We start from the raw sequence: 22055 nt of genomic DNA, 5'->3' as shown, positions 1-22055 counted from the left end.
CTCGATGGCCAGCCTGACGCCCACGCCTACTTCGGCCGGATGAAGCGCGAAAACCGTGAAGGCCCTGCTGTCATGGGTGAGCGTGCCCCGCTGCAGGAACTGGACACCGCCGTCGTGGCCCAGGGCCTGGCGGATGACACCCTGACCTTCATCGACACCCGCTCCAACGGCGAAGTCCACCAGGGCACCGTGGCCCGGTCCCTGAACGTTCCGGCCGGCAAGTCCGTGGCCAGCTACGGCGCCTGGGTGGTCAACCCGGAAACGGACAAGAACCCGCTGGTGCTCCTGGCGAAGGACCAGGAGCAGGCCCAGGATATGTGGGACCACCTGGTCCGCGTGGGCATCGACAACGTGGCCGGCTACCTGACCGGCATCGAGGGGCTGCCCACCTTCACCCCCAAGCTGATCCAGCCTGAGGAACTCGACGGGTTCGACGCCGCCATGGTCCTGGACGTCCGCAACAAGACCGAGCACCAGGCCGGGCACGTACCCGGCTCCCACCAGCTCAGCGGCGGCCGCGTCATGTGGCACCTGGACGAGCTGCCCATCGGTGGAACCATCGTGTCCTACTGCCAGTCCGGCGTCCGCAACTCCGTAGCCGCCAGCGCCCTGCGCCGTGCCGGGTACGACGTCGTCGAACTCGACGGCAGCTACGCCGCCTGGAACGCCCGGCAGAACAGCGTCCCCGCCGTCTAACCAGACGCAGCAGCGCGAACACCAATTGAGTAAAACCAGGGTGCGGTGGCACGGGTGCGTTCACCCGGGCCGCCGCACCCTGTTCAGCGAAGTACCTACCCAGGAGGACGACATGTGCAGGGCAGTGACATGCAAGAAATGCAATAAGACGACATGGGCCGGATGCGGCCAGCACGTAGACCAGGTCCTGCGCGGAGTTCCCAGCTCCCAACGCTGCCTCGGCCACGATCAGGAGAGCCGGACCGGCAAGGGCTTCTTCGCCAGACTCTTCGGACGGTAGGGTAACTTAGCCGCCCCGGAGCCTCGTTGAAGCAGCCGCCGCAGAGGCCTGCTGAACAGCTCTTCACGAAGGAACGTCATGCAGAAAGAAAGCACGCCGGCGGACGCAGTACCGGGAAGCGCAGCAGTCCCGGTATTCGGTGGACGCCGGGACGGCCGACCCCCGCGACTTCAGCGCCGCGTGATTCCGGTTCTTGTCAGCGGCCAGATCCTTGGCGGGATCGGGATGGGGGCAACGTTGTCCCTGGGCTCACTTCTGGCGGCACAGCTCTCAGGATCCACTGCCTGGTCCGGGATGGCCGCGACAATGAGTACACTCGGCGCAGCCCTGGCCGCAGTGCCCCTGGCCCGTTTGGCGCAGGCGCGCGGCCGCCGCGTCTCGCTGTCCACCGGCGCGGTAATTGCCGGGACCGGCGCCGTCACCGCCATTATCTCGGCGGCCGTTGGCGTCTTTGCCCTGCTGCTGCTGGGCCTGATGCTGCTCGGGGCCGGGTCAGCCGTGAACCTGCAGGCCCGCTTTGCTGCCACCGATCTTTCCCGCCCCGCGTCCCGCGGCCGCGACCTCTCGATTGTGGTGTGGTCCACCACGATCGGCGCTGTCCTGGGCCCGAACCTCTTCGATCCCGGCGAAGCGGTCGGTGCCGCTCTCGGCCTGCCGCCGCTGACCGGTGCTTTCGCTTTCTCGATCGCTGCCCAACTCGCAGCTGCCGCCGTCTATGCAGGAGGTCTGCGACCGGACCCGCTCCTGACAGCAATGGCCTCGCGGGTGCACGACGCCGCGGCTCCCCGCCCCCGGGGTGGCCTGGCGGTGCTGCGAAGCAACCCCCGCGCCCGGTACGCGGTCGCGGCCGTGGCCCTCAGCCACGCCACGATGGTGGCGCTGATGTCCATGACCCCGGTGCACCTGCGCGCCCACGGCGCCAGCCTGACCGTCGTTGGGCTGACCATCAGCCTCCACATCGCCGGCATGTATGCCCTCTCGCCCCTCTTCGGATGGATGTCGGACAAGGTGGGCCGGATGCCTACCATCCTGGCCGGGCAGGGGATGCTGGTGGTTTCGCTGGTGCTGGCCGGGGTAGCCGCGGATTCCCGCGGGGCAGTGACCGCCAGCCTGGTCTTTCTGGGACTCGGCTGGTCGGCCTCCGTAGTTGCCGGGTCAGCACTGGTCGCTGAGTCCGCGCAACCGCAGGACCGGCCCGCGCTCCAGGGTGTGTCGGACCTGGGCATGAATGCCTCCGGCGCCGTCGGTGGCGCGCTGGCCGGCCCGGTGCTGGCCGCGGCCGGGTACTCGGGACTGGGACTCGCCGCCCTCACCTTGGTCGCCGTCGTGATCGTGTGGACCGCATTGCAGCCACGCCGCATCCCGCGGGAAATGGAGCAACCATGACTGCCAGCAACCGGAGCGACGAGTACATGGGTGCAGGCAGCGCCGCGGCCCCCAGTCCCACGCGACGGCGGCGCGCGTTGCCCGGCGGAGTCCTGGGCTGGGCCCGGAAGCGCGTTGTCAGCGCCATCGCCGTTGCTGCGGCCTCGGCCGTTTTCCTTCTGGCCGCAACCGGTATCGCGGCGGTCCCCACATCGGGCTGGACCGGATATGTGTTCGTCGCTGCCGGCTCGATCCTCGCTGGCCTTCTGGCCGGCAGCTATGTGGGAGCCCCCATAGGAGCGGCGGCCACCTTCTGTGATCTGCGGTGGCCCGTGGCAGGTCTCCTGGGCCTGGTGTGGGCGAATACATATCGGGGTGACCAGCCGCCGGCCCAGATCGCGGTCGGCATCCTTGCCCTGGCCGTGATGGCCTGGGCCCTCCGGGCACGCCTGGAACTGGAGCGCCGAGTCTCTCTTGCACCGGATCCCGGGAATGCCGAAGCCGAGGTCTGCACAGACTGCCGGCCGTTGTTCCCGGCCAAGCCACAGCAACCGAGCTGAAAACCTGTCCGTTGGAACTGCGACCCCCGACGTAACCCGCCCCGAGCGGTGGGAGTCCAGGCTATGGAGCGGACGGTGGGTTGGCTGCCGGCACATTGCTCTCCGCACCCATCGCCGACGCCTCCAGCATCCTGCCGCCGTAGGGAAAGCCGCCGCCGGGCCACGCTGAGCCTAGGCTTAGGCCGCCCCTTCCCCGTTCCCCATTCGGCAGGATCCGATGGCCGCTCAGACTCCAGCAGAGTGATTCAGCCCACCACCGACCGTCAGCGCGTTTCATCTGGGACCACGGACGATCCACTTCTACGTCCTGTGAACGCAATCGCCCTCATCACCGACCCCGAACGGTATTTCCTCCCCTGCCGGAACCCGTTGAATGCATTCGCCATCTGCAACCGCCGCTCATATCGGTTGCCCCTGCCATGGAACGGGGCTATCGTGTGCACAAGGAAGTGGCCCGAGGCAACTATTTATGGGGGGTGGCCAGTTCCACCGCACCTCTGCGGGGAACCAAACAAAAAGCCCTCATCCGTCCGGGATCCGTACGGATGAGGGCTTTTCTGTGTGCACGCAGGGTTGAGGACGTTTACCGTGGCGGCACAGGTGCCCAGTTGCCCCAGTTGTATAGTCCGGCGCAGGCATTGAGCAGCCGGCAACCTCTGGCGGCCCAGAACCTCGAGCGGCTGGCATCGGAGCGAATAGTTGAGCGAGGGGCGGGCGCAAACCCCAAGTTTGCAGGGGAAGAGATACCTTATCGGATCGCCGATCTCCGTGCCGCCGACGACCGTCTCCACGTCGATGAGTGATTAATTACCGCGTGCTGGTGTTTCTTGTTGTTGGGGCTGCGGGTCCGTTGATGAGGTTTTGAGGTGGGGAGTCGAAGTTGCCGTGGTCGTAAAGGCCGACGGCGTGCTGCATGTACTGCGCCCATTGGGGGCCTGCGATGAAGGCACCGTCCACGGCGGGGTAGTACTTGCCGTTGACGGTCACGGTTCGTCCGAGCCGGGTTGGGCCGCCGTTGAAGGGATCTCCGAAGAAGGAGGCCGTGGCCAGGCCTTGGGTGTAGCCGACGACCCAGGTTTGGTTGTTGTATTCGTTGGTGCCGGTTTTGGCCGCGTCTGGGACACCGAGTTTTTGAGGAATGAGCAGCCCGGAGCCTTTAGTGAGGACGTCCTGGAGGACGTTGGTGACGGCCTTTGCGACGTCGGGCTTCAACGCCCCCTGCTGGCAAGCCTGTGTCTGTCCTCCGATGTGCTTGCCGTGTGCGTCATCGACTTCGGTGATGGAGATGGGGGTGCAGTAGGTTCCGTTCGCGGCGAATGTGGCGAAGGCGTTTGCCATCGTCAGGGGCGCGACATTCTGGCTGCCCAGAATGTTCCCCAGGGTGGAGAGATCGATCTTCTGGTCTTTCCCTTCGCCCAGGTGCAGCCCAATGGCGTCGGCGGCGCGCTGGACGTCGCAGACGTCGCTGAGTCCGGCGAGGGACGCGAACGTTGCGGTGTTGATGGACTGGTAGATGCCTTCGCGGACGGTCATGGGCCGGTACCAGTTGGGTTCGTCGTTCTGCAGGTCCTTGGACGGCGGCACGGTGCTGTCGAACCAGCCCTGGACTGGATGGCACGTCGTTTTCCATGGGTAGTTCACGCCGTAGCGGCGCTTGGAGGCGTCAACGATCTGGTTCGTGGTTTTACCCTCTCCCAGCCACGCCGCGAGGGTCACGGGCTTCATGGTGGAGCCCGGCTGCATGCCGCCCACGCCGCCGAGGCTGTTGCCGTTCTTGTCAGCGCTGTCGACGTTGAAGTTGTAGTCGGACACGAAGCCGGTGCCCTGGGCCCCCAGCTTGCGGGAGTTTTGTGCCATCGCCAGGACTCTGCCGGTGCCGGGCTGAATGGTGACGAGGGAGGCACCCCATTTGTCCGGGTTGGCCCCGGTGGTTGCGTCGACCTGGGTTTGCGCCGGTTCTTGAAGGCGTGGATCCAACGTGGTTTTGATCGTCAGCCCACCGGCCATGATCTTCTGATCCCGTTCGTCCTGGGTGGCTCCGTAGGCGGCGTCATTCTCGATTTGATGGAGGACGTAGTCGCAGAAGTACTGTGCCTGGGAAGCGTAGGCGCAGCCTTGTTTGGGCGGGTTGAGCTTGAGCTGGATCGGGGCTGTGACGGCATCGTCGTGTTGTTTCTGGTTGATGTAGCCATGCTCGAGCATCGCATCGAGGACGAGATCCCGCCTGCCCTTGGACGCCTCGGGATGCTGGCTCGGGTCGTAGAGCGAGGGTCCGTTGACCAGGCCGGCCAGCAGGGCCCCTTGGGGCAGGGTGAGGTCCTTGGCATCGACGGAGAAGAAGTACTGGCTGGCTGCCTGGATACCGAAGGCTTTGGCGTTGAAGGAGACGACGTTGAGGTATCCGGCGAGGATTTGCTCCTTCGAGTACTGCTTCTCTAGGGCGATGGCGAGTTTCATTTCCCGCAGCTTGTCGCTGATGCTTTTCTGTCCGTTGAGCACGACCTGGGCGTTCTTGCCTTCGGCGATGAGGTTTTCGTTGAGCATGTTGGCCACGTACTGCTGGGTCAGGGTGGAGGCGCCTTGGTGGGCGCCGCCGGCGTTGGTCACCAAGGCCCGGAGGATCCCTTGCGGGTCAATGCCGCCGTGTTGATAGAAGCGGTAGTCCTCGATGGCTACGATCGCGTTCGTGATGTTGGGGGACATCTGGTCCAGCGGAACCTCGGTGCGGTTCTCGTTGAACAGCGTCGCGATTTGCGACCCGTCGGCCGCGAGGATCCTTGTCACCTGGCTGGGAGAGTTCGCAACGGAACCGGCAGGGAGGCTCTCGGCATACTGCGCCGAGCCGCCCACGACGCTTTCTGCCACGGCCGCAGCGGGCACCAGGAGGCCAGCCACAAGCGCCCCACACACCACACTCAGCCCAAGGAAAGCGACGAACCTGCCCAGGACTGTGCCTGCGGCCAGCATCAACCTCTTCCCGGACTCCGAGGGTGGCTGGGCGTGCGCCCCGGTCGGCATGGTTTCTGGATTGGACATCGCTACCTCTGGCTTTCTGCCCCATGACGGGATGCGCGGCCGGCGGCATCTTTCGGCCCTGCCCCGGTTCTGGATCCCGGGCGCCGACCCAGTAATGACAGGACTGCAGCCAAGGCGGCGAGCACAGCCAGGAGTGCGGCAGCCAGTTGGAAACCGAGTCCGGCCCCTCCCTCAATGCCAGCACTCTCCGCCAGGGCCGGGGCGAGCGAATATGCTGCTGCGCCCAAGGCCACGCCGAGGGATGTTCCGACTCCCCGGGTCATGTTCATCACTCCGCTGACCATGCCCGCCTGGTGGTCGTGTCCGGCCGCGGCGACTGCCGAGTTGTTCGCCGGCGTGAAGAGCCCAAGACCCAACCCGAGGACTGCCAAGGCCGCCGCGGTGCCCCACACACCGGCGGAAGGGAGTATCAGGATCGCCAGCCCCGCAGCGGCAAGCCCCATACCGGTCGAGGTCGGCAGACGCGGGCCTGACCGGTCGGCCAAATAACCCCCGACGGGAGCCACGAGGCCTAACGCCACGGGAAGTACCGTCAGCAGCAAGCCTGCTTGGGCCGGGGGCAGGGAATACTCCGACTCCAGGTGCAGGGGCGTGACGAACAAGACGCCGAACAAGACGAGATAGCTCAGCAGTCCTGTCGTAATACCCCGGCTGAACGTCCCGGCGTGAAACAACGACAGGTCCACCAAGGGATGCCGCGCGTTGCGTTCCCGCAGGACAAAGAGGGCGAAAAGAACGGCTGACAGCGCCAGCAGGCCCAGAACAGGCAGGTTCCCGAAACCGGACCTGGACGCCTCGGACAGCGCAAGAAGGAGGGCGCCGACCGCGGGCATCAGAGCCACCAGCCCTGGCCAGTCCAACGGTACGCGGGGGGCCTTGACGTGGGTTCGCGGCAGCAGGAGCCAGCCCAGGACCACCCCGATGATGCCCGCGGGGATGTTCACGAAAAAGACCCACCGCCAGCCGCCCAGGCCAATGAGGAGCCCACCTACAGAGGGGCCCATGGCCAGGCCAATCGCCTGCGCGGCCCCTTGAAGGCCGATGGCTTTGCCGAGCTTACCGGCGGGCATGCTGGTCCGGATCAGCGCCACACTGTTTGCCTGCAGCATGCTCGCCCCCACCGCCTGAACCGCCCGGGCCACCAGGAGCCAGGTGATGTCCGGCGCCAGCGCGCACCCCAGGGAAGCGAGTGTAAACAACGCGAAGCCGTAGGTGTAGAGCAGTTTCCGCCCCACCATGTCTGCAAGACGGCCAACGGCAGAGATGCTGCCCACCAACACCAGAAGATAAATCAACGCGACCCATTCCACCTGCGCGAGCGAAGCGTTCATATCCGTTCTGATGCTCGGAACCGCCAACGTCACAATGCTGGCGTCCAACTGGCCCATGAAAGCACCGATACACACCGTCGCAACGACCAACCAGGGGGCACCGGGCCGCCGCCGGACCCAGTCCGGGCGGGCCGGTTCCCGCACCAGCTTCCCCCAGCCGCGGGCGGAGTCTGCAAGGGAGGCGGCCGGGCCGGAAGCATGTTGTTCGGTCACAGAACTATTCTAGGTGGGAACTACGGGGATAAGCTAGCGACATGAATTCGTTGGATGTCCCCGGCTCCTCCGCTGCTACGCAGGTGAATGATTCCCCGGGCGCGGATGCGTGGTCACTGACCGGCGTGATAACGCGCCTTCGCCGGGTCCTGCGCTCCAGTGTCCGGCAGGATTTCCCCTGGGAGTCTCTGCCCATGGCCCAGGTCGAGGTTCTTCAGCGACTGGCTGATGAGCCGGGCATCGGAGTCCGGGATCTGGCGGAGCGTCAGAGGCTGGCAACCAACACGGTTAGCAGCCTCATTCAACAGATGGTGACGTCCGGTTTGGTCAGCCGCGCTCCCCGCCCCGGTGACCGCCGGGCCGTGATGCTCAACCTCACGTCTACCGGAGCGGAAGTCCTTGCAGCCTGGCAGGCTGCGAACCATCGACGACTGGGCCACGCTCTGCAACAACTGACTCAGACGGAGCAGCAGGCTATAGAAAACGCGATCCCTGCCCTGGCCGCCCTCGCCGCACTGCTGGAAATCGAGGACGAGCTGCAACACCAGAACCCTGCCCAGCAGGACCAGAGACCCTAATGACCGGCCCTCCGTTGCCGGAACGGACGGCCAGGTACTGGCCTGTCTTCCTCCTCGATGCTTCAGCGGTCGCCCTCCTTCTTGTGCTTTCCCTGACTCGATCCGACAATGCCTGGTGGTGGGTTCTGACCGCTTTGTGGGCTGCGGTGGGCATCCAACGTGCCCTCAACGAACACCAAAGCCGGCGTACTTCCAGAACAGGACCCCATGACCGACCGTGATCCATTTATTCCGTCCCCGACGGTCAGTGCCTTTCACCTTGGCCCGTTGACCATCCACTTCTATGCGCTCTGCATCATGGCCGGGATTGTATTCGCTGTCTGGCTGACGTCGCGGCGCTGGCATGCCCGGGGCGGCCAGGCGGGGCAGGTTGTGGACATTTGTCTTTGGGCGGTCCCGGCCGGAATCATCGGTGGGCGGATCTACCATGTCGTCACCGACCCGGAGCTTTACTTCCAGCCAGGCAGGAATCCCTGGAATGCCTTTGCAGTCTGGGATGGCGGCTTGGGGATTTGGGGTGCCGTGGCTTTGGGTGTCGTCGGGGCCTGGGTTGGCTGCCGCAGGCACAACGTCTCTTTGGTGGCGTTCATGGATGCTGCGGCACCTGGACTGGTTTTCGCCCAGGCCTTGGGCCGGTGGGGAAACTGGTTCAACAACGAACTGTACGGGGATCCGACCACGCTGCCATGGAAGCTTCAGATCCATCAGATGGATCCCGCCACCGGTTCGGCCGTGATGGACCCCTCAGGGACCCCGGTGGTCATTGGGTTTTTCCAGCCAACTTTTCTCTATGAATCGATCTGGTGCATAGCGGTCGGTGCCATATTGCTTTTCCTGGACCGGCGCTTCGTGCTGGGCGCGGGAAGCGTGTTCGCACTCTATGTGGCCGGCTACACGGCGGGACGCTTCGTTTTTGAATTGTTGCGCTCTGACTACGCCAACCTCATTCTGGGCCTGCGGGTCAATACCTGGGTGGCAGGAATGATATTCCTCGTCGGCGCCGCTGCATTTGCCGTGACGTTCCGGCGCAGACGCTCGAGGGCTGTGATCGGGCCGTCTTCACCGGCACCCCGGGATCTTCTCAGAGCGACCATCCCTGAGATTTAGCAGGAACCCGCAGCGAACGTGGTCGCTGCAGGCGGCGCCGGCGTGGGCCCTTCGCCTCTGGCCAAACCGCGTGCGGTGCGATGAGGTGCTCGCATGGGACCGGACGACCGGACCGAGGCACGGCATGGAGGGGAAGATTCAGCGCATGCTGGAAGGACTGGGATCGGCCGAGGCTGCGAGGCTGCTGATCGAAACGGGCCCCAACGAGGTCCCGGACCAGCAGGATGGATGGCCCAAGCGGCTGGCGATGAAGTTCTGGGCACCGGTGCCGTGGATGCTGGAGGTTACAGCGCTGCTTGAACTCGTCCTCGGAAGGTGGGCTGATGCATCCCTGGTCACCGCCGTTCTGGCGCTGAACGCGGTCATAGGAATCGTTCAGGAGGGCAGGGCGCGGGACGCGTTGGCGCTGTTACGATCGCGTTTGCAGGTCACGGCACGGGTCCTCAGGGATGGGCTGTGGTCTTTGGTGCCGGCGGCGAAACTCGTGCCGGGCGACGTTGTGCACGTGCGGTTGGGTGATTTCGTCCCGGCCGATCTGGAGGTGCTCGAGGGCGAGGTGCTGGCGGACCAGTCAAGCCTCACCGGGGAGTCCACGCCCGTCGAACGGGCCCAGGGGTCAACATTGTACTCGGGAACGGTCGTCGTCCGGGGTGAGGTGACGGCCCGTGTGCTGGCAACGGGCACCGGCACATACTTCGGCCGCACGGCACAGCTTGTAGGAACGTCAGCTCCCAAAGAGCATCTTGGAGGCCTGGTTCTGCGCATGGTCCGGGTCTTTATCGCCGTTGACCTTGTGATCGCCGTGGCGGGCACGGCCTACCTGGCCTGGACCGGGGCAGGGATCGAAACCGTCCTGTCCCTCGCCGTGGTGCTGCTGCTGGCGTCGGTGCCGGTCGCACTGCCGGCTGCCTTTGCCTTGGCCGGGGCACTCGGCGCCCGGCGTCTTGCCCGGGACGGCATTCTGACCACCCGCCTGTCAGTGCTCCAGGACGCCGCCTCCATGGAGGTGCTGTTCATCGACAAGACCGGCACACTTACCCTCAACCAACTCACGGTGACCCGCGTCACCGGCACCGAAGGAAACGATCCCGGTGAAACCTTGAAGTTCGCCGCTGCTGCATCCGATGCAGCCACTCAGGACCCGATCGATCTGGCGATCCTGGCCACGCCGGGGTCCACTGTAGAGCCACACTGGATGCGGACCAGCTTTGTCCCCTTCGACCCGGCAACCAAACGGTCCCAGGCACGCTGGACAGACGGGGCGGGCACCCCTCTGGAGGTAACCAAAGGTGCCCCGGCAGCCATAGCGGCACTGACCGGTGTGGAGGAACCCCACGCCCTCACCGAACTGGCCGCGGAGGGTGCACGCGTTCTTGCGGTAGCAAGACGGGAAGAATCGGGCCCCTGGAAATACTGCGGACTGGTTGGACTGGCCGATGCACCCCGCGCCGAAGCCCAACCCATGCTCACAGCGCTCGGGGAACTCGGAGTACGGACGATCATGATCACCGGCGACAGTGCACAGACCGCAGCGGCGATAGCGAAGCAACTCGGCATGGACGGATCCGTGGTCCTTCCCGGCCAGCTGGACCCTTCGGCAATGGATCTCACCGGAATCGCGGCAGTCGCCGAGGTCCTCCCCCAACATAAGCACCAATTGGTGAAGGGCCTGCAGCGGGCAGGAGCGATCGTCGGGATGACGGGCGACGGCGTCAACGACGCCCCCGCGCTGAGACAGGCTGAGGTCGGCATCGCCGTCGAGGGAGCCACTGACGTGGCAAAAGCCGCTGCCGGAGCAGTCCTGGCACGCGGCGGACTTGGAGACATTGTTGCCCTTGTTCAGGAGAGCCGCCGGATCCACCAGCGTTCACTCACTTACGCCCTGAACGTGAGCGTGAAAAAGATCGAAATCCCGTTGTTACTGGCACTGGGCGTTTTTGCGTGGAAGGCCTTCGTATTCACACCCCTGCTGATGGCGCTGCTATTGCTGGCGAATGATGTCGTCAGCATGGCGGCGACAAGCGACAGGGCACAGCCCTCCGCCCGCCCGGACAAATGGAGCGCAGTCAAGATTGTCACCGGCGCTGTTGTTGTGGCCATCCCCATGCTGGTGGCATCGGCCTTGATCCTCGTCCTCGCGCAGGGCCCTTGGTTGCACTCAGGCATCGCCGAATTGCGCACAACAGTCTTCCTCACCCTGGTCTTCAGCAGCCAAGTGACGATCTACATCGTTCGGACAGGAGGCCACGCATGGCAGGACCCTCCATCCAAAGCGTTGTTGGCAGCCACGTCCCTAAGCGTCCTTGCTGCGGCCGCCTTTGCGCTCACCGGCACCCTGATGACCCCCGTCCCGGCGTCCGTCCTGGCAGGCGTAGCCACCGCAATCCTGGGAGCAGCCCTCGTGGCAGATGCCATCAAGGCGCGCGTGTTCCGCCGGCTCGGGATCCACAGCTACAGGCGTGCTGAGGTGCCATCAGCCGCGCGAAGGGTCGTTTAGATCCCCCGGGTGAAGCATCCGGGACGTCACCGCAGCGAAAGGAGCAGAACCGGATGCTGGCCGCCACCACCCCGGGGGGCTCGTCGCGTCCACTGACCGCCCGCACGGACGGCAGCAGCTGGGCCATGCCGCCGCCCCGGCTCAGGTGACGGTGAGCTCGGTGTACATCCCCGCCAGATAGTGGCCCTGGAGGTTGCAGAAGAGTTCATACCGCCCGGGCGGCAGGTCAAGCGTGACCCACCCGGCCGTGGACGGCAGGATGCCCTCTCCTTCACCGTCGGCGCAGGTAGCGGACGCCTCACCCAGACTGCCGGCCTCGTCGACTCTTCCGTCCCGGCCCACCGGCCGGGTTCCTGCGCTCTGGGTCCCTGCCAGGGGCACGACCAGCATTTCATGGGGAATGCTGCCGGCGTTGGTGACCAGGAAGGACACTTTGCCGTGTACCACGGTGGCCCGGTCCGCGCTCAGGCGCATGCCGCCGCGCATCATCCCGGGCCGACCCCTATCGGTCGTGGTAACGTTCACGACGGTGCCGGCGAAACTCGGCGCCGCACAGCGGGTGGCACCGGGATTCCTTGCTCCACCCGGATTCGGGCCACCGCCCAGCAGCGTGATCCCCGCCATGGACAAGGCGGCCAGCAGTACGGTCGCGATAGCCCCGATCAGGATCTGCATGCCGCGGGACAGTGTCTTCACGGCTTGCGCCGGAGAGCGGCCCGGCGTTCATTCAGCTCGGTCGCGTCGATTTCCCCACGCGCGAAACGTTCATTCAGGATCCGCTCAGCCTCATCATGAGCAGACCCGTAGTATCCCCCGTGCCCCTGGCGTCCGCCGCGGACCAGAAGAATCACGACCGTCACCACACCACCCCAGAACAGCAGCATCATCAGGGCCATGACAATCCAACCGCCCACACCCCAGTCGCCATACCATCCGTACATCATCCCCGGACCCGCCCCTTCAATCGCTGCCGCCGTGGCTTACAGCATTGCGCGGTCCGCGCCCGTCGCAACAGAGCCGTTAGTCACCGAACCGCCAGGTCGGCCGGCGGCCACATGTCACTTGGCGTGCAGAAGCTTGTGGCCATCCGGGCGCAACTCTCCGGTGGGTGAGACGTGGCGGTAGAGGGTCTGACGGGTGACGCCGAGTTCGTCGCAGAGCTCACTGACTTTGGTGCCGGGCTTACCCATCGATGCCATGGCGAGCCTCAGCTTCGCGGGAGTCATCTTGTAGGGGCGGCCACCGCTGCGGCCGCGTGCCCGGGCAGAAGCGAGGCCAGCGATGGTGCGTTCGGAAATTAGCTCGCGTTCGAATTCGGCCAAGGCAGCGAAGATTCCGAAAACGAGCTTGCCTGAAGCCGTCGTGGTGTCGATGGCCGCTCCCTGCCCGGTCAGGACTTTCAACCCGATGCCGCGTTCTGTCAGGCCGTGGACGATGTTGACCAAGTGGCGAAGATCCCGCCCGAGCCGGTCGAGCTTCCATACAACGAGGGTGTCACCGTGCCGTAATGCTTTGAGGCATGCCGCGAGCTGGGGTCGGTTGTCTTTCTTCCCGGAGGCCATGTCTTCGTAGAGCGATCCGGCGTCTATGCCCGCGGCCAGGAGCGCATCACGCTGCAGGTTCGTGGTCTGGGACCCGTCGGCCTTGGAGACCCGCACGTACCCAACCAGCATGGCTACTCCTCTGAGTCATTTATACGTTCGTTTAGGTGACAGCAAACTCTCTGCCCGATTCGGAATCGGGAACGTGTCACTTAACCCGTTACTTATTCTACGTCAGGCAAAGGGTTTCTTTCCTTTTGTTTGTGACAGAGAGTCGAGGGGGATCTGAAGCTCGGCGAAGGCGTCTTTGAGAGCGCGCACGGATTCTTCACTGCGACAGCCGTAGTGTGCGAAGTCGAAGAGGTGCTTCGCGACCATGGGATCAGTTTTGGCTGCCGTGATGCATGCGTCCAAGGTAGTCGTCACTGTGTTCCAGAGCTCGTCCAGTGTCGGCTGCTTCTGCGCTCCTGCGCGGGCTGTCGGTGGTCCGGGCGGTGTCCCGCTGCTGATCGGTGCCTTCGGTTCGGGACGCAGAAGGTGCGCGGAGGTACCCAGGGCGGTGAGTGAGCCGGCCTCGATCATTTCCATCGCGGCGGCAGCGGCTTCGAGCAGTTGCTGCTGCCTTGTCCAGTGGAGGGTCTCGAAGGGTTGCCATGTGTGCAGGCCGGCTCGGAACGGGTTGCCGCAGTGGTCCCAGACCCGGCGCACGTCCTCCAGCTGCCGGCCGTATCGTCCCTGGGGCGCGCTGAGTTCATCCAAGAGGGTCCGCAGCAGCCGGAACCAGACTCCCGCGTGAACCGAGCGCCGGGGTAGATCCACGGATCCTGTCGCTATTGCCTGCCAGGTGCACCGGTCCATCAGGAACAAAGAGTCCGGGAGTTCCCGCTGGTCCTCGGCGGAGGTTGTCCACTTGATGTAGTCAGCAGGGTGTCCTTCATAGGTCTCGAGCCGGTGTCGGTGTACCGGGCAGCTGGCCATGAGCGGCAATTGCCAGAAGAGCAGTATCGTCGGGCCGGACTTCAGGCATTCGCGGCATCCCCGCAGCACCCGGGTTTCTGCGAGCCATGGCAGCCATTTCCGCGGTGTGTAGATTTGGCGCCGCGTCGGTGGCAGGAGTACCGAGAACTGGTGCACATAGGTTTCGTAGGCATCGGGTGCGGGGGTGAGGGAGTCGAAGAGCCATGGCACCCAGCCGGCCATGGTCATGGCCTGTACGCGGTGCTGGTCGAGGCCCGTACGTTTGGCGAGCTCGTCGAGGAGGTAACGTGGCGGGTTCAGATCCAGCTCTGCGTCGCTGAGTTCCCGGTGACCGAGTGCGTGTTCGAGCAGCTGGTGGGAGTACATCCCGTAGCTGCTCGCCGTCCGCCGCAGCCAGGAGGACAAAGATTCCGTTGCTGCAGGTGCCGGATGAAGGGGCCAGCGCTCCGGCGGTCTCACATCAGTTCGCGTTCAAACAAACGGCGCCGTTCAGTGGGTCCTGCATAGTCAGCCATGACCAGAGTGCGCCGATTGATACGCTCTTCACCGCTTTCCACAGCGGCGATCGCCGCGGTCGTCAGGAGCCGGGCGAGTTCGCCAATGGTTCCCTCACTCCGGGCCAGTAAATACTGCGCCATATCGACGGTAGCGATGTCCGAAGGGCGCTGCAGCGGCAGGGCGGCCGCGAAGCTGGCCAATAACGACAGGGTGTCCGCACCAGTGTTCCACAGGGGAAGGACGATGGGTTCAAACCGGTTTTCCAGCTGGTCATCGGAACGAACCGCAAGATATGCCTCCCGGGTTCCGACGCCGACGATCGGGATGCGCAGCTCGTTGCCCAGGAATCGCAGGAGGTTGAGGAACTCCCGGCGGCTGTTGCCTTGCCCGGCGAGGATATTGTGCAGTTCGTCGATGACGAGCATGCGCACTCCCGTTAAGCGCAGCAGTTTCAGCGCGATCTGCTCCACGTCGGCCAGGCGCCGTCGTGGTTGAAGCGGTGCCCCAAGGGCGGCCAGGAGCGCGATGTAGAAGCGCAATACGGAAGGCTCGGAGGGCATCTGCACGCAGAGTACCGGAGTGTTTTCCCGCTCTGGCTCGGCTACGGCCGGGTGTCCCCGGCGGAACTTTTCCACGATCATCGACTTGCCGTTGTTTGTCGGCCCGATAAGCAACAGGTTCGGCATGCGCTGTTTGTCCGGCCACGACAACAGGGACTCCAGGCGGGCCACCGCTTCCACCGCGCGCGGGTAGCCGATCCACCGGTCGGCCCGGATCAATTCAACCCGCTCGTTCGCAGGCAACCGTGCCGCGGCCCGCACACTCGGGTGCAGGTGTGACAACTCCGGTGCCTCGTAATCAAGCATGGTCACCACTGCTCGATCTGATCGAATCGCGGCACCGGGGCCGCGTGCGGGACCGTGTCCGGTTCCTGCTCGGCAACGAATTCCGGCGGGAGTAATGGGGATGGTGTCGTCGAATGCCGCGTCGTGATTACGTTGCGGCGCTCGGCGTCACGGCGCATGCGCTTGGTAGTTTTCGAGGCAGTGTTTGCGATTTCCCGCATTTGCGCGATGGTGCGGAACAACGCCGCCTCATCCACTTGGGCTACGCCGCGCTCGTGTAGTCGTGCCAGGGCGTGCCGGTGCTCCCACAGGCTCACAGAGGGGTTAGCTATCGTCCGGTAAGGGACCTCGACATAGTGAGCCCCTTCTGGTTCCAATACCCAGATTCTGCTGATGTCCCTGGGGTCCCGGCGGATAAGGAACGGCCCAAGCGTTTCGCGCCGGCTGATCCAAGGTTTCAACGCATTGGAGAAATAGTGGACATGGTCGATGACGAAGCCCGTCCTCGTCAGGGTACGCCGCACGACGGGAAGGAAATCGACCAGGAACGCTGTCGGGTTCGTGGTAACCGGCGGCAGCCCCGTCGCCTCCACCTTTTCAGCCCACCGTCCAGCTGGCGTCTGCCCGAGTGTGCTGTGGGTGGTGCCGTGGTAGTTGGTGACGGCAAGGGCCATCCATTTCTCCAGCTCGGGCAGGGTCAGCGCCGCTTCCCGGTCGGAGTCATAACGACCCCGTTCGCTGGGGTTGGAGAAGGTGGTCCCGGGAAGTTCGTGGATTTGCTTCATTGCGGTGCCGATCAGCCGTTCCACGATTCCGCCATAATGAGGCCGGCCCAGCGGACGGTAGGCCAGCTCGATACCGTGCTGGTCGCATCCTCGTCGGAGCGCTTCGCTCTTGAATTCGCTGGCATTATCCAGGTAAAGCAGTCTCGGCTTCCCGCTCATGGGCCACCCCGACTCCACGCCCAGACCTTCAAGCCATGGTCTTTTGTCAGTCCCGGCATGCGCCAGGCACAGCCCAACCGACACTGCCGAGGGCGCCTCCAGGGTCACAACCATGCCGATGATGCACCGACTGTAAACATCGATCGCGACAGTTAAATACGGCCGACCAATCGGTCGCCGCTCCCGCTCGTCCACGACGATCACGTCGATGACGGTGTGGTCGATCTGCACCCGCTCCAGAATCGTGCCGACGACCGGCACCTCGTCCCCGGCGGACTGTAGCGACCGCACCGCATCGGGCCCTCCCCTGCGCCGGCCTACCTCAACTGGATTCAACGCCCGGATGCGCCGCTCTACCGTGTTTCGGGCCGGGACAGGAAGCTGCCGTGCGCGGCAGGCCGCAGCAATATCCCGATACACCGACGCCAACGTCCGTTTCTGCCGGGTCAGGAACTGCTTGCGCACCATCCCCCGGACGAGGTCCTCGACCTCCTCTGACAGCCGTGTGGTTCCTTTCCCTCCGGAGGAACGGCCAGGAGCCAAATCTGTCAGCAAACCAGAACCATCGCGACTGCGTTTGATCAACACGTACACCTGGCGTCGCGATACGTCCAAGACCGTGGCGGCAGCATCAACCGCTGCCCTGCCTACGACCGTCCGCGCAGCCAAGGGGCCGATCACGGCCGAAACCGACTTCGTCCGATCCCACAGCTCATCCGGCATCGTCAGTGTGCCCGGCTCACGAATGGGCGCCGATTCCGCATCCACTCCGACACCTCCCTCGGCGTGCAGAGGAGTAGTAAGCAAAAACGACCCTAGTGCAGAGGAGTACGGAAAAACCAGTGCTCAACACCCGCCTGCACAACCGCGGAAACAGGCGGCTCGCCGTGCACTCGGGTACGGAAAATGACACTTCGAGAGGTCGGCTTTGTTTGTAGCGAATACGGTCGTATGTGGCACCGTTGGGGGTTTGTTCTCGCCTGCTCGGGCGCCCAGTGTGGGCGGCATCCGCGCGGGCAGTTTTTCGGTGTGTCAGTTGTTGGCGGCTCTGGCTAGGACAGCGATTTTTTGTCCGGCGGTGTCGCGGATTTCGATGGTTTCCACGTCCTCGATGGTCACTGGTGTTGCGCCCGTTACCTTGGCCCGGCCCTGGGCTGTGGCGTTCCAGCTGGCCGCCCGGTCATAGTTGCCCGATGTGTCCCTGACCCAGAGCGAGATGACTCCGCGGTCGGGAAGCCCGCGTCCGTCCAGGGCCAGCTCGGTTCCCCAGGCCTTCTTGACCAGGCCCAGCTGCACTTGGGGTCCGGAGGCGGCGCTGCTGGTATAACTTTCTTCCGGTTTCGGGGACCCTGTCAGGGCTGGGCCGGCTGCGAAGCCGATGACCAGGAAGGCTGCGGCCGTGCCGGAGACCAATCCCGTGGTCCGCCGTCGGGTCCGCCGCCGGCGGGTGGCCAGCTGCGCCATCAGCGGCGCCAGCCCGGGTTGGTCCGTCGCCTCCGGGGCGCCTGCACGGGGCGCGGAGCTGCCCCTGATCCTGTGGACCGGTCCGGCCGCTGTCTGGGGGGCGGCCATCCTGATCGCCGTTTCTGCGGGCACGGTATTAAGGAACCCCGCCAGGGCGCTCAGGGACTTAAGCTCGCCCGAGCATCGCGGGCACAGTGTCAGGTGCTGGTCGAAGAGTGCCCGCTCTCCGGGTTCCAGGGCGCCGAGTACATAAGCGCCCACCAGGTGGTGGAGGGCGTCGTGGTCTGCCGGGTCCGTGTTCACGGTTTCACTCCCATTTCATCCAGAACGGCGCGGAGGGCCTTGAGGGCGTAGAAAGCACGGGACTTGACCGTCCCGGCCGGGAGGTTGAGGACCGCGGCGGCTTCGGCCGCCGTGAAACGGCGGTAATGCAGGGCAATGATGACCTCGCGGTGCACGGCACTGAGCCGGGTCAGCGCTTCTTCCATCAGCACCTTCATCAACAGCCCGTCCACGTGCTCGACCGTAATCGCCATCTGCTCCAGGTGCTCCGTCTGCGTTTGCTGGGGCCGGCGCTGTTGATGCCGGAAATTGTCGATGACGATGTTCCTGGCCGTCCGGAAAAGGTAACCGCGCATACTGGTGGTGATCCCGGGCGCCTGCTGCCAGATGCGCAGAATCGTTTCCTGTACGACGTCTTCAGCCTGCTCCGGGCTGGATGTTATTCCGATCACGAAGCGCCGCAGCGCCGGTGCATGCTCCCGGTAGATCTCTGCGACTATCTGCTCATCCAATGGCATGGACGCCCCTGACATCTCGATGGAACGGGCTCTACCCGCTAAGACGCCCAATGGCCGGGAAAAGTTCAGCCGTAAAAAATTCCGCCCCCGGTTGAACCATTCTCACCACCTGCGCCGTCTTAGGGCATAGCGGCCAACCCGCGCCGTGCAGATCCACCGCAACGACCGGCTGAGAGCAGCCCGGGTGCATCTGTTCCAAAGATCTTCTTTAAGAGAAAAAATATTTCATGAACACGAGACTGAGCACAGCCATGGCAGCACTGTCCCTTTCCGCTCTGGCCCTGACCGGCTGCGGCGCATCAACATCGACCTCCACCGGAACAACGTCAGCCCCCACCACCAGTGCCGCCCCGGCAGATCTGGGGACCGCGAAAACCTCCCTGGGGACCACGGTTGTCAACGGTAAGGGCATGTCCGTCTATGTTTTCGACAAGGACGTCAAAGACTCCGGGAAAAGTGCCTGCACCGGGGCCTGCCTGTCCATCTGGCCGGCGGTGACCGCCGGATCCGGGACCCCGTTAGTGGAGGGTGTCACCGGAAAGGTCGGCGTGATCACCACCGACGCCGGGACCAGGCAGGTCACACTCAACGGGATGCCCCTGTACCTTTACAGCAAAGACACCGCCCCGGGCGAAGTCAAGGGCCAGGGCTTCAACAAGATCTGGTGGGTCATCAACCCGGCCGGGGAAAAGATCAGCACCCCCGCCGGATAACACAACGCAGCGTCCTGGGCGCCACCGGCCTTTTAGCTGGCCGGCCGGGGATCGTGTGTCGGCAAGAACGGCTGCCACCAGTTACAGACCACGGTCCCTCGACCACTCCCTTGGTCCGCGATACAGCGCCGCGCAAATCCCGCCCGCGTAACTCAGCATCCGACGCGGCGAATTCCAGGCCAACCACGAAGAGTCCCCTACTGCCCTCGCGGGTATTGTGTTCTCTCCTTCGAACCCGTGTGCCCGCGTCATTCCACGGGCTGCCTTCCCCATCACGGAAAGTATTACAACCGTGCCGGATTTCACGTCTTCGGGCGGGTGCCGGTTCCTGAAGCAGCTTTGGCGGCGATGGCGGCCAGGTCACGGGGCGGTCCGGGCGGGGGTGTAGGGCCGGTCTGCCAGATGGCGGTCAGGGCGCGGCGCAGAGGCAGCCCGCGGACGGGGACTGCGACGAGCCGGTGCAGTGCGAGGTCGTCACGGACGGCCAGTGCGCTGAGTACTCCGGGGGCCGTGCCGGCTGCGATGGCGGAGCGGACGGCCGCCGTCGTAGAGAGTTCCACCAGCGGCTCTGCCAGGTTCGCGGTTCCGGCGGTGGTGAGCAGGTGCTCGAGGGCGTCCCGGGTTCCGCTGCCGTGTTCCCTGGTGACCAGCGCGGTTGCTGCCAGCTCGCCTGCCGTCACCGGGGTCCGGCGCCGGGCCCAGGGATGCCGCGGTGCGACGACCAGGACCAGGTCATCGTCCTGCACCGCCGCGGTGCTCAGGTCCGGGGGAAGGTGCGGGCTTTCGATGAAGCCGATGGCTGCCTGTCCGGATCGGACCAGGGCTACGGTGGCTTCACTGTTGTTCACCGCCAGCTCCACGACCGTGGGAGTAAGTCCGAGGGACTCCTGCTGGCGGCGCAGCGCGACCAGCCAGAGCGGCAGCAGGTGTTCGGCGATGGTCTGGCTGGCCGCGACCTTCAACTGCCGGGCGGTGTCGGATCGGAGCGAGGCGATCCCGGCATCGAGCCGTTCCCCGGCTGCGAGGACCTCTGCCGCCCACCCTGCGACCAGTTCACCTGATTCTGTCAGGGTGGACCCCCGCGGGGTCCGGGTCAGCAGGACGAACCCGATCTGGGACTCCAGGGAGCGCATCCGGGAGGAGACAGCCTGCTGGGACAGCCCAAGGTATTTCCCCGCGGCGGACAGGGACCCCAGATCATGAACAGCGGCCAGCATTTCCAGGGCGGAGAGCTCCGGTATGCGGGGGCTGAGCATCGGGGAATCTCCTTCGGAAAGTCACAGGCGGTACAAGTCCGACTTGTACCCTGACAAGTGTATGCCCCCTACTGTGGCAGGTCCGGGACCGGGAGCATGGAAGGTATGGGAACACTGCTGCTGACCGCCGATAAACACCACCCCGCACCATCGGCACAGACCCCGGGTGGCCGTACCGGGGGCCGGCGCGTCCTGCGCCGTCTGGAGAAGCCGTCGGAGCTGTTCGCGAACCTGACCCCTAACTGGTTCGCCTCCATCATGGGTACCGGGATCGTCGCGACCGCCGCCGCGACGCTGCCCCTGCAGTTCCCCGGCCTGCGCACCGGCGCCACCGTCGTCTGGGCCCTGGCGTCTATGCTGCTGATACTGCTAACCACCGCGACCGTGGTGCACTGGATCCGGCACCGGGAAACCGCCCAAAGCCACCACAGCCATCCGGTGATGGCGCACTTCTACGGCGCACCGCCCATGGCCCTTCTCACCGTCGGCGCCGGGACCCTGCTGCTGGGAAAAGACGTCCTCGGCGAACAGCTGGCACTCGGTATCGATACGGTGCTTTGGGTCGCCGGTACCGTGCTGGGCCTGGCCAGTGCCGTTGCCGTCCCGTATCTGCAGTTCACCCGGCACCAGGTCACACAGGACAGTGCGTTCGGCGGCTGGCTAATGCCCGTCGTGCCGCCCATGGTTTCGGCTTCCACCGGGGCGCTGCTGCTGCCCTACGTCCCGGCAGGGCAGGCGCGCCTGAGCCTGCTGATGGGATGCTACGCGATGTTCGGGCTCAGCCTGCTGGCCTCCATCATCATCACCACCCTCATCTGGAACCGGCTCGCAGGGCACAAAATCGGGGCCGCAGCGGCAGTTCCCACCTTGTGGATTGTGCTGGGGCCGCTGGGCCAGTCCATCACCGCCGCCAACCTCCTGGGCGGGAACGCCCACCTCGCCGTATCCGGGACCCTGGCCCAGGCCATGGAAGCCCTTGGCGTCCTCTACGGGGTGCCGGTCCTGGGCTTCGCGCTCATGTGGGCCGCCCTCGCAACCGCCATCACCATCCGCACCGCACGCCGGGGCCTGCCGTTCTCCCTGACCTGGTGGTCATTCACCTTCCCCATCGGAACCTGCGTCACCGGCCTAACCGGCCTCGCCGCCCACACCCACCTCGCCGTGTTCGACGCGATGGCCGTTGCCGGCTACACCCTGCTGGTCGCCGCGTGGATCATCGTCGCCGCCCGGACCTTCCACGGCAGCATCCTCCAAGGCACCCTCTTCCAGAAACCCGCAACGACCGCACCGTAGGCGGGGCCGCAGCGGACCAGCAGCCCCTCACGGAAACAAGCAACCGTTCACAGCGCCCGA

19 protein-coding genes are annotated in these 22055 nt (G+C 65.1%); 8 read left to right on the top strand and 11 right to left on the bottom strand.

Annotated elements, in window-relative coordinates; translation table 11 throughout:
- From PV772_RS14100 to PV772_RS14090, 3 genes are all read left to right on the top strand, one after another.
- Positions 1 to 696, top strand: a 696-nt coding sequence (locus PV772_RS14100) for a rhodanese-like domain-containing protein (RefSeq protein WP_347886560.1), incomplete at its 5' end; no start/stop codon positions are given.
- Between the two features lie 358 nt (positions 697 to 1054).
- Positions 1055 to 2362, top strand: a complete 1308-nt coding sequence (locus tag PV772_RS14095) for an MFS transporter (protein ID WP_347886559.1) — start codon at positions 1055 to 1057, stop codon at positions 2360 to 2362.
- Positions 2359 to 2901, top strand: a complete 543-nt coding sequence (locus PV772_RS14090; RefSeq protein WP_347886558.1) for a hypothetical protein — start codon at positions 2359 to 2361, stop codon at positions 2899 to 2901. Before PV772_RS14095 ends, PV772_RS14090 begins: the two co-directional genes overlap by 4 nt.
- An 807-nt stretch (positions 2902 to 3708) precedes the next feature.
- Here the strand turns inward: PV772_RS14090 and PV772_RS14085 are convergent.
- Together PV772_RS14085 and PV772_RS14080 are read right to left on the bottom strand one after the other, a co-directional pair.
- A complete protein-coding gene (locus PV772_RS14085; protein ID WP_347886557.1) occupies positions 3709 to 5937 on the bottom strand; it encodes a transglycosylase domain-containing protein in 2229 nt (742 codons plus the stop codon).
- A gap of 2 nt (positions 5938 to 5939) precedes the next feature.
- On the bottom strand, positions 5940 to 7481 hold the full coding sequence (locus PV772_RS14080; RefSeq protein WP_347886556.1) for a DHA2 family efflux MFS transporter permease subunit: 1542 nt from the start codon (positions 7479 to 7481) through the stop codon (positions 5940 to 5942).
- 41 nt (positions 7482 to 7522) lie between these two features.
- On the opposite strand from PV772_RS14080, the gene PV772_RS14075 reads away from it, so the two are divergent.
- From PV772_RS14075 to PV772_RS14065, 3 genes are all read left to right on the top strand, one after another.
- Complete coding sequence (locus PV772_RS14075) at positions 7523 to 8059, top strand: MarR family transcriptional regulator (RefSeq protein ID WP_347886555.1); 537 nt, start codon at positions 7523 to 7525, stop codon at positions 8057 to 8059.
- A 207-nt stretch (positions 8060 to 8266) separates the two neighbouring features.
- Positions 8267 to 9166 carry a prolipoprotein diacylglyceryl transferase gene (lgt, locus tag PV772_RS14070; protein WP_347886554.1) on the top strand — a complete coding sequence of 300 codons (900 nt, stop codon included), beginning with the start codon at positions 8267 to 8269 and terminating at the stop codon, positions 9164 to 9166.
- Positions 9167 to 9311: 145 nt separating this feature from the next.
- Positions 9312 to 11663, top strand: a complete 2352-nt coding sequence (locus PV772_RS14065) for an HAD-IC family P-type ATPase (RefSeq protein ID WP_347886553.1) — start codon at positions 9312 to 9314, stop codon at positions 11661 to 11663.
- 141 nt (positions 11664 to 11804) lie between these two features.
- On the opposite strand, the gene PV772_RS14060 is transcribed toward PV772_RS14065, so the two are convergent.
- From PV772_RS14060 to PV772_RS14025, 8 genes are all read right to left on the bottom strand, one after another.
- Positions 11805 to 12359 carry a sulfocyanin-like copper-binding protein gene (locus PV772_RS14060; protein ID WP_347886552.1) on the bottom strand — a complete coding sequence of 185 codons (555 nt, stop codon included), beginning with the start codon at positions 12357 to 12359 and terminating at the stop codon, positions 11805 to 11807.
- Positions 12356 to 12607 carry an SHOCT domain-containing protein gene (locus PV772_RS14055; protein ID WP_347886551.1) on the bottom strand — a complete coding sequence of 84 codons (252 nt, stop codon included), beginning with the start codon at positions 12605 to 12607 and terminating at the stop codon, positions 12356 to 12358. Before PV772_RS14055 ends, PV772_RS14060 begins: the two co-directional genes overlap by 4 nt.
- A 114-nt stretch (positions 12608 to 12721) precedes the next feature.
- Entirely contained in the window at positions 12722 to 13336 is a 615-nt protein-coding gene (locus PV772_RS14050) for a recombinase family protein (protein ID WP_347886550.1), read from the bottom strand.
- Positions 13337 to 13438: 102 nt separating this feature from the next.
- Entirely contained in the window at positions 13439 to 14641 is a 1203-nt protein-coding gene (locus PV772_RS14045; RefSeq protein WP_347886549.1) for a TniQ family protein, read from the bottom strand.
- On the bottom strand, positions 14638 to 15546 hold the full coding sequence (locus PV772_RS14040) for a TniB family NTP-binding protein (RefSeq protein WP_347886548.1): 909 nt from the start codon (positions 15544 to 15546) through the stop codon (positions 14638 to 14640). Before PV772_RS14040 ends, PV772_RS14045 begins: the two co-directional genes overlap by 4 nt.
- Before the next feature lie 2 nt (positions 15547 to 15548).
- The gene (locus PV772_RS14035; RefSeq protein WP_347886547.1) at positions 15549 to 17237 is read right to left on the bottom strand and encodes a Mu transposase C-terminal domain-containing protein; all 1689 of its coding nucleotides are present in this window, start codon (positions 17235 to 17237) and stop codon (positions 15549 to 15551) included.
- 264 nt (positions 17238 to 17501) lie between these two features.
- Complete coding sequence (locus PV772_RS14030) at positions 17502 to 18236, bottom strand: zf-HC2 domain-containing protein (RefSeq protein ID WP_011689564.1); 735 nt, start codon at positions 18234 to 18236, stop codon at positions 17502 to 17504.
- On the bottom strand, positions 18233 to 18733 hold the full coding sequence (locus PV772_RS14025; RefSeq protein ID WP_011689565.1) for a sigma-70 family RNA polymerase sigma factor: 501 nt from the start codon (positions 18731 to 18733) through the stop codon (positions 18233 to 18235). Before PV772_RS14025 ends, PV772_RS14030 begins: the two co-directional genes overlap by 4 nt.
- A gap of 227 nt (positions 18734 to 18960) precedes the next feature.
- Between PV772_RS14025 and PV772_RS14020 the strand changes: the two genes are divergently transcribed.
- On the top strand, positions 18961 to 19446 hold the full coding sequence (locus PV772_RS14020; RefSeq protein ID WP_306971805.1) for a hypothetical protein: 486 nt from the start codon (positions 18961 to 18963) through the stop codon (positions 19444 to 19446).
- Between the two features lie 302 nt (positions 19447 to 19748).
- Here the strand turns inward: PV772_RS14020 and PV772_RS14015 are convergent, their stop codons facing one another.
- A complete protein-coding gene (locus PV772_RS14015; RefSeq protein ID WP_011689567.1) occupies positions 19749 to 20702 on the bottom strand; it encodes a LysR family transcriptional regulator in 954 nt (317 codons plus the stop codon).
- A gap of 105 nt (positions 20703 to 20807) precedes the next feature.
- On the opposite strand from PV772_RS14015, the gene PV772_RS14010 reads away from it, so the two are divergent.
- A complete protein-coding gene (locus PV772_RS14010) occupies positions 20808 to 21995 on the top strand; it encodes a TDT family transporter (RefSeq protein ID WP_011689568.1) in 1188 nt (395 codons plus the stop codon).
- Positions 21996 to 22055 lie beyond the last annotated feature (60 nt).

This window comes from Pseudarthrobacter sp. CC12 (assembly GCF_039907755.1).
Taxonomy (GTDB): domain Bacteria; phylum Actinomycetota; class Actinomycetes; order Actinomycetales; family Micrococcaceae; genus Arthrobacter; species Arthrobacter niigatensis.
This window is presented reverse-complemented; position numbering and strand designations above follow the sequence as displayed.

Bases quoted from the DNA above. Each gene is read 5' to 3' on its own strand.
- PV772_RS14095 (WP_347886559.1), top strand. From the start codon at position 1,055: ATGCAGAAAGAAAGCACGCCGGCGGACGCAGTACCGGGAAGCGCAGCA.
- PV772_RS14090 (WP_347886558.1), top strand. From the start codon at position 2,359: ATGACTGCCAGCAACCGGAGCGACGAGTACATGGGTGCAGGCAGCGCC.
- PV772_RS14085 (WP_347886557.1), bottom strand. From the start codon at position 5,937: ATGTCCAATCCAGAAACCATGCCGACCGGGGCGCACGCCCAGCCACCC.
- PV772_RS14075 (WP_347886555.1), top strand. From the start codon at position 7,523: ATGAATTCGTTGGATGTCCCCGGCTCCTCCGCTGCTACGCAGGTGAAT.
- lgt (WP_347886554.1), top strand. From the start codon at position 8,267: ATGACCGACCGTGATCCATTTATTCCGTCCCCGACGGTCAGTGCCTTT.
- PV772_RS14065 (WP_347886553.1), top strand. From the start codon at position 9,312: ATGCTGGAAGGACTGGGATCGGCCGAGGCTGCGAGGCTGCTGATCGAA.
- PV772_RS14055 (WP_347886551.1), bottom strand. From the start codon at position 12,607: ATGATGTACGGATGGTATGGCGACTGGGGTGTGGGCGGTTGGATTGTC.
- PV772_RS14050 (WP_347886550.1), bottom strand. From the start codon at position 13,336: ATGCTGGTTGGGTACGTGCGGGTCTCCAAGGCCGACGGGTCCCAGACC.
- PV772_RS14040 (WP_347886548.1), bottom strand. From the start codon at position 15,546: ATGCTTGATTACGAGGCACCGGAGTTGTCACACCTGCACCCGAGTGTG.
- PV772_RS14025 (WP_011689565.1), bottom strand. From the start codon at position 18,733: ATGCCATTGGATGAGCAGATAGTCGCAGAGATCTACCGGGAGCATGCA.
- PV772_RS14020 (WP_306971805.1), top strand. From the start codon at position 18,961: ATGAACACGAGACTGAGCACAGCCATGGCAGCACTGTCCCTTTCCGCT.
- PV772_RS14015 (WP_011689567.1), bottom strand. From the start codon at position 20,702: ATGCTCAGCCCCCGCATACCGGAGCTCTCCGCCCTGGAAATGCTGGCC.
- PV772_RS14010 (WP_011689568.1), top strand. From the start codon at position 20,808: ATGGGAACACTGCTGCTGACCGCCGATAAACACCACCCCGCACCATCG.